This window comes from Coleofasciculus sp. C1-SOL-03 (genome assembly GCF_040220555.1).
In the GTDB taxonomy this organism is placed as follows: Bacteria; Cyanobacteriota; Cyanobacteriia; order Cyanobacteriales; family Coleofasciculaceae; genus Coleofasciculus.
The window spans coordinates 1-16,372 of record NZ_JAVJUO010000217.1; the positions used below are offsets into that span (position 1 = coordinate 1).

Sequence of the window (16,372 nt, forward strand, 5' to 3'; positions counted from 1 at the left end):
AGCCGCAGGGCTTGCGGTGATAGTCTGTGGAGCGAACATAAGACCCGATGGATATAAGTCCAAAGGGCAGTTGCGAAAAACCCCTGAGCTTCGACAGGCTCAGCTACCGCGTAGTCTCAGGGGTAGGAAGCAGAAACTCAACACCTCGACTCCGTTCGGTGTTGACGCGCTCGCGGAGTCGAAGCGTCAAATCGTGAGGTTTGGGAATCCCTCGTCTCCGGCGAGGGAGGATGTCAACCCTGCAACTTCCCAGGAAGATGTGCAATAATCGGCAAGAGTTGCTATAGTGCGTCTAAGTTTTGTGAACTGACCGCAACGTTATATGAAGTTTTATCGATTTTCAGTAAATCTTGCGGTTCAATAAAAAACTGAAGGGACAGATTGTTACACCTTCATCCCCAAATGCAAGTTTAGCCACTGGTGTCAATGCTTTTTTCTAAGGATCTGGGTATACATTCTGTAGACTGTACTAAGAAATGATAAGGAGCCTCAAATCCTTACAAAGGACAAAGGACGAATGACGAATGACGAATGACGAATGACAATCCTCACCGTTAACTTTACTTTTGTCCGACTACTTATACCGAGCTGGCGTTCCCTACTTAAATGGCTAGCTTTCAACCCAAAATTTGTTTAGTAATCTCTCAACTAATCCCTACTCTCAGCGAAAATTAGTAGAGTAAGGGAATATGTCTGACTACGTTTTCTGTGGAATTTGGTGATCTAAATGACTTCTGCTGCTGAACTTTCAGCTTCACAAGCTGTGGCAAATCCCATCCCTACCTTATCCGAGGAGGCTGGGCGAGACCATGATCCCCTACAGACAGCTAGGGGCGTCTACATAACCGTTCACGGGCATTTTTATCAACCCCCCCGTGAAAATCCTTATCTGGATACGATTGAACGTCAGCCCTCGGCGGCACCGTTTGATAACTGGAATGAGCGGATTCATCACGAATGCTATCGCCCCAACGCCTTTGCCCGGGTGTTAAATGGTTACGGCGAAGTGGTGGGGATCGTTAATACCTTTGAATATCTCAGCTTTAATATTGGTCCGACGCTGATGTCGTGGCTAGAACGCTACGACATGGAAGTGTATGAGCGAATCATAGAGGCGGATCGCAAGAGTTGTCAACGGCTCAACGGTCACGGTAATGCGATCGCCCAAGTCTATAACCATATCATTCTCCCCCTCGCCAATGAACGAGATAAATACACCCAAATCCGCTGGGGAATGGAAGATTTCCGCTCTCGCTTTGGTCGTGATCCCGAAGGGATGTGGCTAGCGGAAACGGCGGTAGATTATCCCACCCTGGAAGCGTTAGTGGCAGAAGGGATTAAGTTTATCATTCTTGCCCCCTCCCAAGCCGAACGCTGTCGCCCTCTGCCAACCGAAGACAATCCTGATCCAGACTGGCATGAAGTCGGTGGGGGTCAGATTGATCCCAGTCGTCCTTACCGTTGTTTCCTGGAAAGCGGTGAATATATCGATATCTTTTTCTACGATGGTCCCATCTCACGGGATATGGGGTTTAGCGATGTTCTCAGTAGTTCGGAACATTTCGCGGGTCGTTTGGGGATCGCGATTCATGGAGATCACCGTCCCTCCCAGATTATTAGTGTGGCAACCGATGGGGAAACCTTCGGACATCACAAACGCCACACGGAAATGTGTATCGCCCATGCCTTTACCCAAGTCTTTCCCCGCCGTAACTGGACAGTGACTAACTTTGCTCATTACCTCAGTATCAGTCCGCCAACGTGGGAAGTGATTCTCAAACCCGTCACCGCTTGGAGTTGTTCCCACGGTGTCAACCGTTGGCAAGATGACTGCGGCTGTGGTGGCGGCGGGGGTTGGCATCAAAAATGGCGGCGTCCCCTGCGAGAAAGTTTGAACTGGCTGCGGGATCAGTTGATTCCGGTGTATGACGAAATGGGACGGCAGTTTTTCCGCGATCCCTGGGCGGCGCGGGACGAGTATATCCAAGTGCTGCGCGATCGCATCGCGTCTCGGAACGAGAATCGCTCGGCGGAAAATGTGAAGCAATTTCTCAACCGTCACAGCGTTGCACCCCTCTCTCCCACCGACCAAATCGATGCCCTGCGGCTGTTGGAAATGCAACGCCATGCCATGCTCATGTATACCAGTTGTGGCTGGTTCTTTGAGGAAATCTCCCGTCCCGAAGGGGTTCAGATTTTACGCTATGCAGCACGGGCGTTGGAGTTAGCTGGGGAAGTGGCGGGTATCCAGCTTGAGCTAGGGTTCTTGGAACGCCTACTTGTAGCACCCAGTAATGTAGACTGCTTTAAAACTGGGGATGTGGTCTATCGGCAATTGGTGGTGTCGTCGCAAATTACCTTTCAACAAGTAGCCGCCCATTACGCGATTAGTTCCTTATTTACCAACTATTCCCAACAAGAACGCCTCTACTGCTACGAAGCCCACCAGCTTGACTATCAACTCCAACGCATGGGTTCACTGACGTTAGCAGTGGGTCAATTGCGACTGGTGTCGGAGATTACCTGGGAAAATATGGAATTGGTGTTTGCCGTTCTCCATATCGGCGGCTGGGACTTCCACTGCTGTATTCAACCCTTTACCGGACGTCGGGCATATACCCAGTTGAGGGATAAGATTTTTGATGCCCTCAAGCAAGCCAGTGCTGCCCATACGATTCTGGCAATGAATCAGATGTTTGGTGAGCAGTCGTTCAGTTTACAGAATCTGTTTGCTGAGGAACGGCAACGGATTATGCAGCTTATTAGTCAGGAAACCCTGACCCGATTAGATCAGCTGTATAACCAGATGTACCGGGATAATTACGGCGTGTTGATGGCATTCCATCGGGATGAATTGCCCGTACCGAAGGAATTGCAAGTGGCAGCAGAAATTGCGTTATCTAACCGTTGTTTAATTGCAATTAAAGCCCTAGACATGGAGGGGAGTGATCCCCAAGCGATCAATGCTCAGATCGCCGAACTGGAAGCGATCGCCATAGAAGCAGGACACCTACGCTGTCATCTGAATATCCCAGAAGCCAAGCCAACGCTGGAAACCTTAATTTGGCGATCGCTGTGGCAACTGTTGCATGAGGGTGATCCCGATACCCTCGGCGAGGATATCCGCCAGATTGATCGGCTGATTGAGATTGGCAATCGGTTAAGCCTCGGTTTAGCGTTAGACCGTTGTCAGGAACTCTATTTCAACTGTTTACATACCTCAATCGTGCCCCAGTGTGAACTGGCAATTCAAGCCCAGCGCTTGAGTGACCAAAAGAATGGACATGATCAGGCGCAGCTTATGGCGGCAAATCCTTGGACAATTATCCGACTACGCCAGTTGCTTCAGCTTGGTCAACTGTTGTCTGTGGAAGTGAGTCCTTGGTTAAGTCATTTGATGTAGAGACGTGATCTGCTACGTTTCTAGATTTCGGTAGGGGCGGGTTTAGTTACTTTAGAGGGTTTTTCCTGAACGTTATCGGTAAAACCCGCCCCTACGTGCCTCTACACTTCCCCAATCCACATTAGGGTAATAGAACCCCGTTAAGCCCGTGAATCATGCCGTTAGAGGCAGGAATATCTGCCATCACGACGGGTATGCCATTGACAGAAACTTCGCTAGCATCGCTAACTCGTATGGTTACGGGTTTACCTGCTAGAGTGGTTAACCGTAAGGTCGAACCGGGAGTTAAGCCAAAGGTGTTAATGTTACCGGGGACAACGTGATAGGTAAGGATTTCAGTTAATCGCGATCGGTTTTGGGGTTGAAGTAACGTTGCCACAGTTCCCTCTGGTAAAGTATCAAAGGCTTCATCAGTGGGAGCAAAAATAGTAATGGGTCTCCTTTGTGCCAGTGCGGAAGTGAGTCCGGCGGTTTTAATTGCAGCCGTGAGGGTAGAAAACGCATCGTTGGCGGTTTCGAGTTCATCGGCTATATTGCTCACCCCCCGTTGAGCAATCAAGTGGAGTCCAGGTTCTGCCTTTAAGAGGCGAGGGGAGTCGGTGACGCTGTTGGCGGGTAATGCGATCGCGGTACCGAGACTGGCTAGACCTAAACAGGCGGTTAGTTTCCTCAATGTGGAAGTAAAAGCGTGGGCTGGCATGAATTTTTCTCCTTGGAGCAGGTATATATAACGATTTGTATACTACTTTAGTCTGAATTCTGACCCTATGCTTCTTTCTCAGGTATAATTTCGCTTTGGCTTTGATTCAGGAGTGGCTTGGATTATGGCGCGATCGGATCACGAACGAGTAAATTTAGATTTCTAAGCCAAGTTCGGGTTAAGCTGCGATCGCAGTAGGATCAAGAGCAAAAGACATTTGACTAGCCCAATGACTCCTCAACTCATGGTTCAGCCTTCAGTCCTAATGACCTCTGGCATTGGAATCAGCGAATTCGGCAACATTTACCTCTTCAGGTTCACTTCAGAGCTACAATTTCGCTTTGAAGAACTTTTAGAAAAGAAAAAAACTGATAGACTCACCCCTGAAGAAGAAGCTGAATACGCAGGAATATCGGAACTAGAGCGTATTTTTACCTTAATTAACGCTCAACTTGCCGCTAAAAGTAAATGGTGTCCAAGGCATGGGATATGATTACGTTGCTTTAGGAGGACTTGCCAGAACACCCAGCCACAAAATTATCGAAATTCTTGAAGCCATTTCCCCCTACTTAACTCCGAACACGCGGATGCATTTGTTTGGCGTTGGACGAATCAATGCAACTCCAGCTTTCCGTCATTCAGGAAGTCAATTGTAGGGGCGGGTTTAGACGCTTAATTTTGGTATATACCGATAACTTCAAAGGCAAAACCCGCCCTTCCTCGTGGTCAACTCAAATTCATTCTTGATATTAATATTTTCTTGGGTAATGTCTGGCAAAGGTAAATGATTTAGGCGTTTAATCTCTTTTGGAGAAATTTGAGGCAGTAAAGCCGTGTGAAAAGCACTCATGCCAATATGCCGAATTAATAAAATTGTACTAGCCGTTACTGACTGGTATGCTGGTGGGCAATGCCCACCCTACGGTATATCAAAGGTTTCGGCGAGCCACAAATGCTTATTTCAATGCCATGAGTAGTGTCCGGTTTTTCACTCAGCGGAAAAATCTCCCTGGGGTATCTCTTGGAGTTGCCCTTTTGGAAAAGCGACTTTTTGCTGACGTTGCGACAAAGAACGCTGCAGATAGATTTTCGCCACCGTATCTTGGGGGTTGATTCGCAAAACCTCTTCAAATCGTAGCTGGGCTTTTTTAAATGCCTGCTTTTTGTAGAGAAATAACCCTTCTTCAAACGTCGTCAGCGTTTCTAACTTGCTCTGCTTAAGCCCTAAATTATCCCCATCAAATACTTCAAACACGGCGACGGCTTTGGATTTGCCTTTAACTTTAACCTGCTCGATGAAGCGAATATTGTACCCGGTGGGATTGTGTAATCGTGCCAAAGTTTGCCCAGAAATTAATAGAGGGACGCCATACTGTTTCGTGAGTCCTTCCAGACGGGCGGCTAAATTTACGTCATCACTAATCACCGTACCATCCATGCGGTTTTGTCCACCGACAGTGCCTAACATCAATGATCCTGTATTAATGCCAATACCAATACGGATGGGCGTATAACCAGCGCGAAGCCGACATTGATTATAGTCACCTAGGCGTTGTAACATGGCAATTCCAGCTTTCACCGCATCATCAGCAATGCCACTAAATAACGCCATAATCGCATCGCCAATATACTTATCAATAAACCCCTGATGTTCAACAATCAGCGGTTCCATACGCTTGAGATAGGCATTGATAAATTTAAAATTTTCCTGGGGAGTCATCCGTTCCGAGAGGCTTGTAAAGTCGCGAATATCCGCAAAGAGGACGGACATCTCTTGCTGGACTTGATCCCCTAATTTAATATCAACAACGCTTTTTTTATTTAAAATCTGTAAGAATTGACCGGGAACAAACCGAGAGAAGGCTTGATTCAGTTGACAGAGTTCATTGGTGAACTTGACTCGCTCGGCTTCGGCTTGTTTGCGAGCGGTAATATCTTCCACAAAACCTTGATAGTAAAGGGGGTTGCCAGAAGCATCATAAATCGTCCGGGCGCTCTCACTAATCCAAATAATTTGACCATCTTTGCGACAAATTCTGGACTCAAAGTCGCAGACGCCACCATGGTGCTGCATTTGGGTGATGAATTCCTGACGACGGCGGGGGTCTACATAAAGTTGATGCTGAGGACTAGAGAGAGTTGTCATCAATTCTTCCGGGGAATCGTAGCCGTAGATTTGAGCTAAAGCGGGGTTAGCATTGAGATAATGACCGTCGAGTGTCGTTTGAAAGATACCTTCTTGAGCATTCTCAAAGATAGACCGATATTTTTGTTCGGCTTTCAATAAAGCGGCTTCGGCTTGTTTGCGTAATTCTAGTTCTTTGTAGACATCGCTAATGTCTCGACCTTCGATAATTAGAAAGTCAATTGTGCCACTTTCATCAAAAATCGGCTTAATCGAAAAATCAATTTTAGCGACGCAATGATTTGCGCCTAAGATTTCCACCTCATACCGAATAAACTGACCTTCAACGGCTTGGCTAATTGCCGCTTGTAACTGGATTTGGGTCAGAGGGGAAATTGTCCACCAGTAGCATTCCCAAAATGGCTTGCCAACGACATCCGCAAGCTGCACGCCACCAAACTCTAATGCAGTTTGGTTCACTTCTAGAACCCTACCATCCAGATGCAGCATTCCTGTAAACTGGAAGGTTTGATTGAAAATTGCCCGAAATTTGCGCTCATTGCTACTGAGTAATTGAATGGAGTGTTCTAATTCCTGATTCAAACGCTGGAGTTTTTGGTTTTGTTCAGCCAGTTTTTTATCCTGGAGATAACTGTTGACGGCTTCTTGAACGGTTAAGGTTAAGTCAGAGGATTGCCAGGGTTTAGCAATATAACGATAGAGTTTAGCATACTTAATCGCATTGCCGATCGCTTCAATATCGGCTTGTCCGGTGAGCATGATTTTGAGGGTTTTAGGTGAGAGACGATGAACCTGTTTTAAGAGTTCATCCCCTTTCATTCCCGGCATAATATGATCCGAGATAATTAACGGGATTTCATAGCCATCTTCTAGGAGTTCTTCGACTAACTCTAACGCCTCCTCCCCCGCTTCAGCAATTTCGATGAGGTATTTTTTATCAATCGCTTCCTTGAGTTCGGCTTTGAGGCTGCTGAGGACTGTTTTTTCATCATCCACACAGATGATTACTTGTTTCACCATGGTTCGATTAGGGGATTGTTATTGGTCAAAACACTGATTTCACGGATTTATTGGAGGGATTGGGGTAGGGGGGTGAGAGGTTAGTTACACTGATTTCACGGATTTATTAGAGAGATTGGGGTAGGGGGTGAGAGGTTAGTTACACTGATTTTACCGAGAACAAGTAATTTGTTATTCTTAACATTAAGGTTTAAATGCAAAACCGCTTAAGATGCACCCCCACTTATAACTTATAACTGATATAATCCTGACTTGATGGTTTCCACTAATTCAGCTTCTGACCAAGGTTTATATAAACATTGATGCAAATTTGCCTGTAATGTGGCTCGTTCAATAGCGGTTTCATCGGCTTGACCGGTGAGCATAATTTTAATTACTTCGGGGAATTGCTGATGAACCTTAATTAGAAACTCGTCTCCTTTCATTCCTGGCATTAACCAATCGGACACGATTAAGATAATGCTGACCTCCTCTTCAGCGAGTTCATCAATTAAATCTAAGGCTTCATCCGCATCTTCGGCGACTTCATAGCTGTAAGTATCACCAAAGGCTTCTTTGAGTTGAGTCTTCAGGCTTTTTAAGACTACTTTCTCGTCGTCAACACACAAAATAACGGGTTTAGTCATTGGTCATTAGTCCTTTGTCATTGGTTATTGGTCATTGGTCGAATGTCACTCATTTAAAGCGGAATGGTACTGACTTAAGCTGGGTTCGTAGTAGGCACGAAGCGTGCCAGAAGCGCTCGCATCGCTGACTACAAACATTAATCATTGCTCATGGATGGTTCATGGGTAGTAAAATCGTAAACGTGGTTTGACCCGGAATAGATGCAACATTAATCTGTCCCTGATGCTTGTCAATAATCTTTTTAACAATATCGAGTCCTAATCCACTCCCTTCTCCGGCGGGTTTGGTGGTAAAGAAGGGCTGAAATATTTTCGCTTGGATCTCTGGGGGAATCCCTTTGCCACTGTCGGTGATGCTAATCTTTGCCTGATTGTCTTGCTGCTGGATTTCAATGGTTAAAGTTCCTTTGTTGTCCATGGCTTGCAAGGCATTATGAATGAGATTTGTCCACACTTGATTTAATTCATCCGGATAACACGTAACTGGGGGTAACTCATGATAGTGGCGGATTACGTCTACCCCATGTTTGAGTTGATTGTAATAAAGGGTGAGTACGGTTTCCATTCCTTCGGTTAAATTGGCGGGAATCATTTCGCCGGAGTGGTCATAACGGGCATAAGTTTTTAAGGCAAATACCACTTTTGCTGCCCGTTCGGTGGCGGTATAAATAGTTCGTGTTCCCCGTTGAAGCCCGGAGAGTTTGTAGGCGGTGTCTAAGAGTTGACTACTATCTGACCGTTTCAATAAGGGGAAATAGGATTCAACTTGGTCGTAAATTCCCATATCGACCAATGTATCCGCGAGGCTATCAGCATTTTCAATTTCTTCTGCTTCCAATTGTCGAGTTAAGCCGCGTCTGAGTTTCCGTTCTTCTCTAGCACTGAGATTCGATTCATAGTCCAAAGACTGTTGGAGTAACGTTAAGAATTCCTGCCCTTGTTCGGGGGAGAGGGAGTGAAATAGTGTGGGCAATTGGGTTAAGGTTTGGGCTAAGAACTTTGCCATATTTCCGGCGGAGGAGCGAATGGCGCCTAAGGGGGTATTAATCTCATGAGCAACTCCGGCAATCAGTTGCCCTAGGGCTGCCATTTTCTCGGATTGAATCAGTTCATCTTGGGTGGCTTTGAGTTGTTTTAAGGTGGTGGCAAGTTCCTGATTTTTATCCTGAAGCGCTTGTTCTGCCCGTTTGCGTTCGGTAATATCAAACATTGCCCCATCTAACCACAGAAGGTTTCCGGCTTCATCAAAGATGCCTTGACCTTTTTCGTAGACCCAGTGAATGGTTCCATCACCATGTAATATTCTGTACTCTAAGATAAACGATCGCCTTTCATTGACGGCGTGATGAATCATCCTTTCAACTGTTTCTCTGTCATCCGGATGAATCACACTGGCGATGGTACGGACTGGATTGTCCATAAAGTCAGTCGCCGGGTATCCATACACGTCTTCGATGCGATCGCTAATATATAAGGCTGTCCAATGTTCGTCACAGAGGACACGATACACGGCACCGGGAATATTGCCGACTAAGGTTCTGAATTGTTCCTCGCTGTCTCGTACTGCTTTTTCAGTTTGTTGACGGTGGCTAATGTCTTTGAGCATTACAGTATAGAGCATCCCCTGACTCAATTTGAGCTTTGAAATTGAGGCTTCTGCTGGAAATTCTTCGCCCGTTTTGCGTCGCCCAAATACACCACCCGTATTAGGACGATCTGCCATGCGTCGAGATGGGGTTTTAGTCTGACCAAAGTGCTGAATATGATGTTGATGACTGTGCCGCACTGATTGGGGCAGGAGGATGTCCAGGGGTTGATTTAATACCTCATCTGCCCGATAACCAAAAATTCGTTCTGCCCCTTGATTAAATAGTTGAATGCGTTGGTCTTCATTAATGGAAATAATCGCATCTTCGGCAATATTAACAATGCCAAAAAACTTAGCTTGGCTTTGCTGCAATGCCTCAGTTCGTTCAGCAACTTGGGCTTCTAAGGTGGAATTATAATCGGCTAATAATTGTGCCGCTTTTTGGCGATCGCTAATATCCTGGAACGCCGCGATCGCATAAGCCACATTTCCCTCGTCGTCATAGATCGGCATTCCGGCATTTTCGATGGGAATCGTCTGATCCGGGCGGCGGATTTCCATATCATCCACTTTGGTACTGTCGCCCTGGAGTGCCTTAACAATGGGATCGCGATCGCTGGGATAGATTTGGTCGGTTCCCGCGAGATAGGCGTGGTATACAGTCGTCATGTCCTCGGCGGAGGTCGCTTCCACCACGTCTTGACCTAAAATCTGCTTGCCCACTTGGTTAGCGTAATAGGGTAAGCCATGGCGATCGATGACAAATACGCCCACAGGCATCGCATCCAGGAACTGTTTAAGCTGAGATTCGCTTTTTTTCACCTGGGCATAGAGTTGAGCATTTGTTATTGCGATCGCGGCTTGTCCGGCGAGGAGTTGAATAACTTGGGTGCGGTTTGAGGTAAATGCCCCTGGGGTGAGATTATTTTCCAGATAAACAATTCCTCGCAGTTTCCCTTGGTTAACTAAGGGAACCGATAAAATGGATTGGGTTTGATGGGTTTGAATGTAGCGATCACTGCTAAAACTTCCTTGGGTGCTAGCATTCTTTAATACGATAGTTTCTTGAGTATGGGAGACATAGTTAATCAGAGAAACTGGAACCTGTTCCGCTAGCGCCCTAGAGGACAAAACAGGAACCGTTGGATGATCCACATCACCCACCACTTCAATCCGCCATTGTTCTCCCTCCTGATCAGACGGCAGTAGCAAAACCCCCCGTTGCGCCCCAGCATTTTCAATCAGAATTTGCATTAATTTAGTCAGTAACTGCTCCAATACAATTTCCCGCCCAATGGCTCGATATGCCTTAAAAACCGTATTTAAATCCAACAGTTCAGTGGATTGAGAGGACGTGCTACTGGTTGTTTGATCAGGCTTTAAATCCTCTTGGATAGTGACTTCAGTGGTGAGAAACTGAGGATAGTGATGATAAAGCTGTTTCACTTTATCCGTTGCGCCCCATCTTAGATAGGCATAACTCGCCTCTTGCCAGTACACCTTGGCAATTTGTTCCTTTCCCTTTGCCATAAAAAAGTGTGCCGCGAGTTCATTGGCTAGTGCCTGGTTTTGGATATAACCATTCTCCCGTGCCGAGGCGATCGCCTGATCATAGTAGTCTATTGCATCATAGCCTTGCTGGGTAATCCGCGCCAGTTCAGCTTCAATGAGTTTAAATTTATGCTGATAGTTCTCCGGACAATGATCTGCCCACTGTTGGAATTTTTCCCGATTCCGATACAAAATTTTCAGGTAATGTTTTTGCGTGTCAGTATCCACTTGGGGATACGCCCGCGACAGGGCAATACTTTGGTGGAAATAGAACACCGGGTTCGTAAAAATTCCCTCAGATCCTTCTACATACTGTTCAGCGTTTTGGGCATAGTCTACCGCTTCGTGTATCTTACCATACCAGTTAGCTAACGCCAGTTTATACACATAGACAACAAAGACCGTTAATAAATCATTAGAGGTTAAGCCAAAGTTCAAAACTTGCTCCTCTGACACCCATTCTCCCACCAGTCGTTCCGGCTGTTCTGCGCCTTGAGTCAGATTGACAATCGCTTCCCTAGCAATGAGTTGATAGTTTAGCATATTGGGATCAATCTTCGTCAAGGTCGGGATAAAGTCTTCAATTATTTCCGCTGTGCGTAGCAAGGATTCATCGCCAAAAAAGCACTGGAACATATAGTTAATCGAACAGTAACCCGACCATTGATAGGAACCCGTTTCAATGCCGCTATTCAACCCCGTTAATAAATAGGGCTTACAGTCACGAATATGTTGTTTATAGAGTAAGATTAATCCCCCCCACATATCTAAAATATTTGCCTCTAATTCCTTGGTGTGAAATCGTTCATGTAGGGTTAAGGATAACTGTCCCATTTCACAGCCCGCTTCAATTTCGCCATAGCGAAACACCAAGTTAAAGGCATAAAGCATATAGCCAAGAACCGAAATTGGCGAGTTTCCATATTGAATCGAAAGTTGGGTGATTTTCATCGCACAGACGTGCAACCCCTTGGAACCGATAAAGTAAGCAATGGGCCACACTTCTTTTAAAATCCGCTGCGCCATTAACTTTTCTGGATCTTGCATAGGGGGCAAGTTTGCCAGGGTGGTAGGGGTTTGGTCTCCAAACCCCATTTCCGATGTAGGAAAAGATAGGGAAGAAAATTCGCCCGTATTTTCTTTATCTCGATCAAGAACCTGATGAATCAGGGCTTTAGTATGATGCAATTCTTGGAGAATATACGCCTGATCAGGATAAGGAGGAAAGTCAATATCCAACAACTTCAACGTCTCTAAGCCCACTTGATACGCCGCGTCTAGTTCATTTCTCATCCGATAACAGACAATTTTGTACTCGTTGATGCGGCATCGATCGAGAATGCTTTTGGCGTGGGATGCGGTATAGTCTAAAACTTGTATCCCTGCTGCATTATTCCCATTTAAATATTCCGCTTCCCCAGCTTCCAAATAGAGTCTCAAGGTTAAGGAATAATTATCCTGCCAACGGGTTTCAGGCAAAAAACGAATCCCAATCCTAAGTAGCTTCAACGCCGTTTTAAAGGCAGACGATGACTTAGCTTTCTGGGCAGCTTGGAGATTCAGTTGGGCAACGTGGTAGCGTTCATCACTATCTGTAATGAAAGCGTCTCCAGCATTGAGGTGACTGATAACATCAAATATATTTTCCTCCAATTCCTCTGGATCAAAGTTATTCAGTAACAATCGCCCCACTTGCAAATGTACCTGTTGTCGATCCGCCTCCGGAATCAGTGAATAAGCCGCTTGCTGAACCCGATCATGTAAAAACTTATAGTCAACTTCCACCGCAGCCGCACAGAATTTCTGTAACTCCGCCTCCTCCAAAACCAGAGGAATCTGATAGCGATCGCTTAAGGGTAAAATTAATCCCGCCACCAACCCTTCCCAGAGTGCGATCGCGGTTTGATTGACGGACTGTTCACTGACAACGGCGAGGATATCTAAGCTGAATCGATTGCCAATGCAAGCGGCGAGTTTTAATATATCAATGGTTGCCTGAGAAAACTTTTGAATTTTGCCAACCATTAATTCCACCACATTATCCGTAATCTCTGCCCGTTCAATCTGCTGAATATCCCACGTCCATTCTCCTTTTTGTCCATCAAACCGAATCAGTTCGTCTTGGTAAAGGGACTTGAGTAACTGAGTTAAGAAGAAGGGATTCCCCTGAGTTTTCCGGACAATTAATTGGGCTAACGGTTGAACCTGCTGGGGCGATGAATTCAGGGTATCTGCAATTAATTCAGCAATATGGGGAACCTGCAAGGCGTCCAGCGTAATCGTGGTAACAGTTCCGCCAGCCGCTTGAATCTCGTCTCGGGTTAAAATAAACGGATGGGTAGGACTCACTTCATTATCCCGATAAGCCCCAATTAGCAACAAATACTCACTCTCCGGATCACTCATCAAGCGGTGAATAAATTGCAAGGATGCAGCATCCGCCCATTGCAAGTCATCGAGAAACAGGACTAAAGGGTGTTCTGCGGCGGTAAAAACATGAACAAATCGTTTAAAAACACGGTTAAAGCGATTCCGGGCTTCAGAGGGCGTCAGTTGGGGGACAGCAGGTTGAGATCCAATTACTAATTCCACTTCCGGAATCACATCAATAATCACCTGACCATTTTCCCCTAAAGCCTCTAACAGTTGCTGTCGCCATTCCTCTAGGCGGTGTTGATTTTCTGTGAGTAACTGCGCCATGAGTTCTTGAAAAGCCTGGATGAGGCAAGAATAGGGGATATTCCGTTTATATTGATCAAACTTCCCCGCAATAAAATAACCCCGTTGGCGTACAATCGGTTTATGAACTTCATTAACCACCGAAGTTTTACCAATTCCAGAAAAGCCAGCCACTAGCATCATTTCCGCCCGCCCTTGGCTAACCCGGTCAAATGCAGCCAGTAAGGTAGCCACCTCTGCTTCCCGACCGTATAGCTTTTCACTAATCACAAAATTTCCAGAAATATCCCGATGTCCTAAAACAAAGGGGAAAATCTTTCTTGTTTCTTGCCATTGATCATAACATTGTACCAAATCCGCTTTCAATCCAGCCGCACTTTGATAACGTTCCTCTGGGGTTTTTGCCATCAATTTTAGAATCAATGCATTCACCATGAGGGGAATAGTGGGAACTAATTCTATAGGCGGTGTTGGGGTTTTAGCGAGATGATAGTGAACCAACTCCATGGGGTCTTGAGATGTAAAAGGAAGTTGTCCGGTCAGGAGGTAATAAAAGGTGATTCCCAAGGAATAAAAATCGCTGCGATAGTCAATCCCACGATTCATCCGTCCCGTCTGTTCGGGGGACATATAGAGGAGAGTCCCTTGTAAAACATCGGGGTGTTGAAGTTCCTGTTTCTGTTTGGGTAAGCGAGACGCAATGCTGAAATCGGTGAGTTTAACCTGTTGGGTGGTGGGATGAATCAGCAGGTTTTCAGGTTTGATATCTTTATGAATAATCCGATGATCATAGAGTCCTTCGAGAATTTGGGAAATTTGCTGGGCGATGTGCAGAAATGCCTGAATACCATCGGTTGTCTCTCCCATCCGTCCATTCGACCATCGCTTCATCTCATCCTTGAGGGAAATACCACTGTCTTCCAGGACTAAGACCAGGCTATTGCGGTAATTTTCCAGGCTATAGGGTTGCACGACGCCAGGTAGATTCAGGCTTTTAGCTAGGGTGTATTGATGGCGAAACTGGACGAGTTCCGAGAGGGTAGGATACTCGCTTTTTAGGCGTTTGATGATTACTGGATGTTGGTCGGATTCACGAATGGCGCGATAGACCAGGGTTTTACTGCTTTCGTAAATTTGGGTAACAATACGGTAGCCGGTGATGTCTAGTGTCATGGATTATTCGTCTTATGTCTTATGTCTTATGTCTTATGTCTTATGTCAAACTTGCTCCCGAAAAGACGGAAGCTGCGTTTAATGACCGATGACAACCGATTCAGTAACGGATGTAATAAGTAGGTGGACACAATTAAAGTTAACGGTTGAGATCAGGGAACAGGGAACGGGGAACAGTAAGGGTTTGAGGGCGATTTACAAAAATTTACACAGTACCGTTTTCTTTTGTCCGACTACTTAGATGCTTTATCGCGGTTAGCACATACGGAACGGCTGCAACGGCGAAGTATCCTATAACCCTTCTGTCCTGAAGCCTTCTCCTATCGCGATGGAAAATTGACTAATTAATCCTTCTGCAAGCACTGGGAAGCAGAAGCAAATCTTTTACCCTTGGTATCGATCATTGCAGCCAATCTACACGAGTCTCCAATCACCCGGAAGACTCAATGCTGACGTTCATTGGCACCCTGGAATGAATCGCTAGCGCACTATATCGACTAATCTTTGCCTAAAATTATACACCGTCAAGGTTTTTTTTCAATTCCAAGGGGAGGTCGGTTTTGGAATATCAATGTAATACAGCCATCGTACTTGTAATACGTTATGGTGAGGATATAAATGACGATTTTGTGAAAAAAATAATAGAAAGATTGCCCACAAAAATTATGGGTTTATTCAACCCATCAATAGTTATTAAGGATTACATCAATAGGCTGATGGAAATAAACTGAACTCGGTGAACTTCTGTAAATCTTCCTCAAACCCTTACTGTTCCCTGTTCCCTGTTCCCTGTTCCCTGTTCCCTGTTCCCTAATCTCCACCGCTCACTTTAATTGTGTCCACCTACTTATACCAATAGCGAGTCTGACCAATGACATTATGAAGAACAACCGAGAGAATCGCTGGTGGCTACGCCAGTTTTAGAATTAATTCCTGACGCCTGCTGACATAAATGTTTCAGTTGTGCGCCATCTAAGAGAGCATCAGTGAAGTCAGCCCCCGTAATTAATGTATTATCAAACACTGAACCCAGTAAGAGAGTTTCGACTAAAATCACATCACTTAAATCTGCACCCGTCAAATCTGCCTGATCTAACATACCGTAGCTTAAATCCGCACCATGCAAATTGGCATGAGTCATCACCGAACCACTAAAAATAGCCCCTCGCAAGTCAGCATAGGCAAAATTACTTAACTGTAAATTAGCATTAGCAAATTCAGCCGTCTGTAAATTTTGACCGGAGAAGTCTTTGCCTGTGAGTTGGGCGTGACTGTAGGATAAGGGAGGCGGATAGTCAGCCGCTTGAGCAGATAGAGGATGAACGACTAGAGCGATCGCGACTAGGAATGCTATCAGTTGGCGAAGAATCATCTCAAATTGCCTGATTGACCTTAATGCTTGTCCCCTATTAAATCGGATTGGTGTTGAGTCGGTCAAATTCAGACGATGGGGGTAGCAAGTGTGCAAGACTTATGTAGTGGCTTG

Annotated in this window: 9 protein-coding genes; 3 read left to right on the forward strand and 6 right to left on the reverse strand. The window is 45.6% G+C overall.

The features are described 5' to 3' along the window. The first annotated feature begins 727 nt into the window (after positions 1–727). Positions 728–3,403 carry a DUF3536 domain-containing protein gene (locus tag RIE73_RS33070; protein ID WP_446405199.1) on the forward strand — a complete coding sequence of 892 codons (2,676 nt, stop codon included), beginning with the start codon at positions 728–730 and terminating at the stop codon, positions 3,401–3,403. Between the two features lie 121 nt (positions 3,404–3,524). Here RIE73_RS33070 and RIE73_RS33075 read toward each other — a convergent pair whose 3' ends face one another. Beyond that, the gene (locus RIE73_RS33075) at positions 3,525–4,103 is read right to left on the reverse strand and encodes a fasciclin domain-containing protein (protein ID WP_446405200.1); all 579 of its coding nucleotides are present in this window, start codon (positions 4,101–4,103) and stop codon (positions 3,525–3,527) included. Positions 4,104–4,332: 229 nt separating this feature from the next. Here RIE73_RS33075 and RIE73_RS33080 point away from each other — a divergent pair, with 229 nt between their 5' ends. Both RIE73_RS33080 and RIE73_RS33085 read left to right on the forward strand, forming a co-directional pair. After that, a complete protein-coding gene (locus tag RIE73_RS33080) occupies positions 4,333–4,596 on the forward strand; it encodes a hypothetical protein (RefSeq protein ID WP_446405201.1) in 264 nt (87 codons plus the stop codon). Then, positions 4,586–4,759, forward strand: coding sequence for a hypothetical protein (locus RIE73_RS33085; protein WP_446405202.1), 174 nt, complete (start codon positions 4,586–4,588; stop codon positions 4,757–4,759). The genes RIE73_RS33080 and RIE73_RS33085 overlap by 11 nt, the downstream gene beginning before the upstream one ends. 41 nt (positions 4,760–4,800) lie before the next feature. On the opposite strand, the gene RIE73_RS33090 is transcribed toward RIE73_RS33085, so the two are convergent. The 5 genes from RIE73_RS33090 to RIE73_RS33110 form a co-directional block, all read right to left on the reverse strand. Beyond that, on the reverse strand, positions 4,801–4,953 hold the full coding sequence (locus tag RIE73_RS33090; protein WP_446405203.1) for a hypothetical protein: 153 nt from the start codon (positions 4,951–4,953) through the stop codon (positions 4,801–4,803). A gap of 138 nt (positions 4,954–5,091) precedes the next feature. After that, positions 5,092–7,269: a PAS domain S-box protein gene (locus RIE73_RS33095; protein ID WP_446405204.1), complete on the reverse strand. Its 2,178-nt coding sequence runs from the start codon at positions 7,267–7,269 to the stop codon at positions 5,092–5,094. A gap of 230 nt (positions 7,270–7,499) precedes the next feature. After that, positions 7,500–7,895, reverse strand: a complete 396-nt coding sequence (locus RIE73_RS33100) for a response regulator (RefSeq protein WP_446405205.1) — start codon at positions 7,893–7,895, stop codon at positions 7,500–7,502. Between the two features lie 148 nt (positions 7,896–8,043). Beyond that, positions 8,044–14,886, reverse strand: coding sequence for an AAA family ATPase (locus RIE73_RS33105; RefSeq protein ID WP_446405206.1), 6,843 nt, complete (start codon positions 14,884–14,886; stop codon positions 8,044–8,046). A gap of 877 nt (positions 14,887–15,763) precedes the next feature. Then, positions 15,764–16,258 carry a pentapeptide repeat-containing protein gene (locus RIE73_RS33110; RefSeq protein WP_446405207.1) on the reverse strand — a complete coding sequence of 165 codons (495 nt, stop codon included), beginning with the start codon at positions 16,256–16,258 and terminating at the stop codon, positions 15,764–15,766. Between the last annotated feature and the right edge of the window lie 114 nt (positions 16,259–16,372).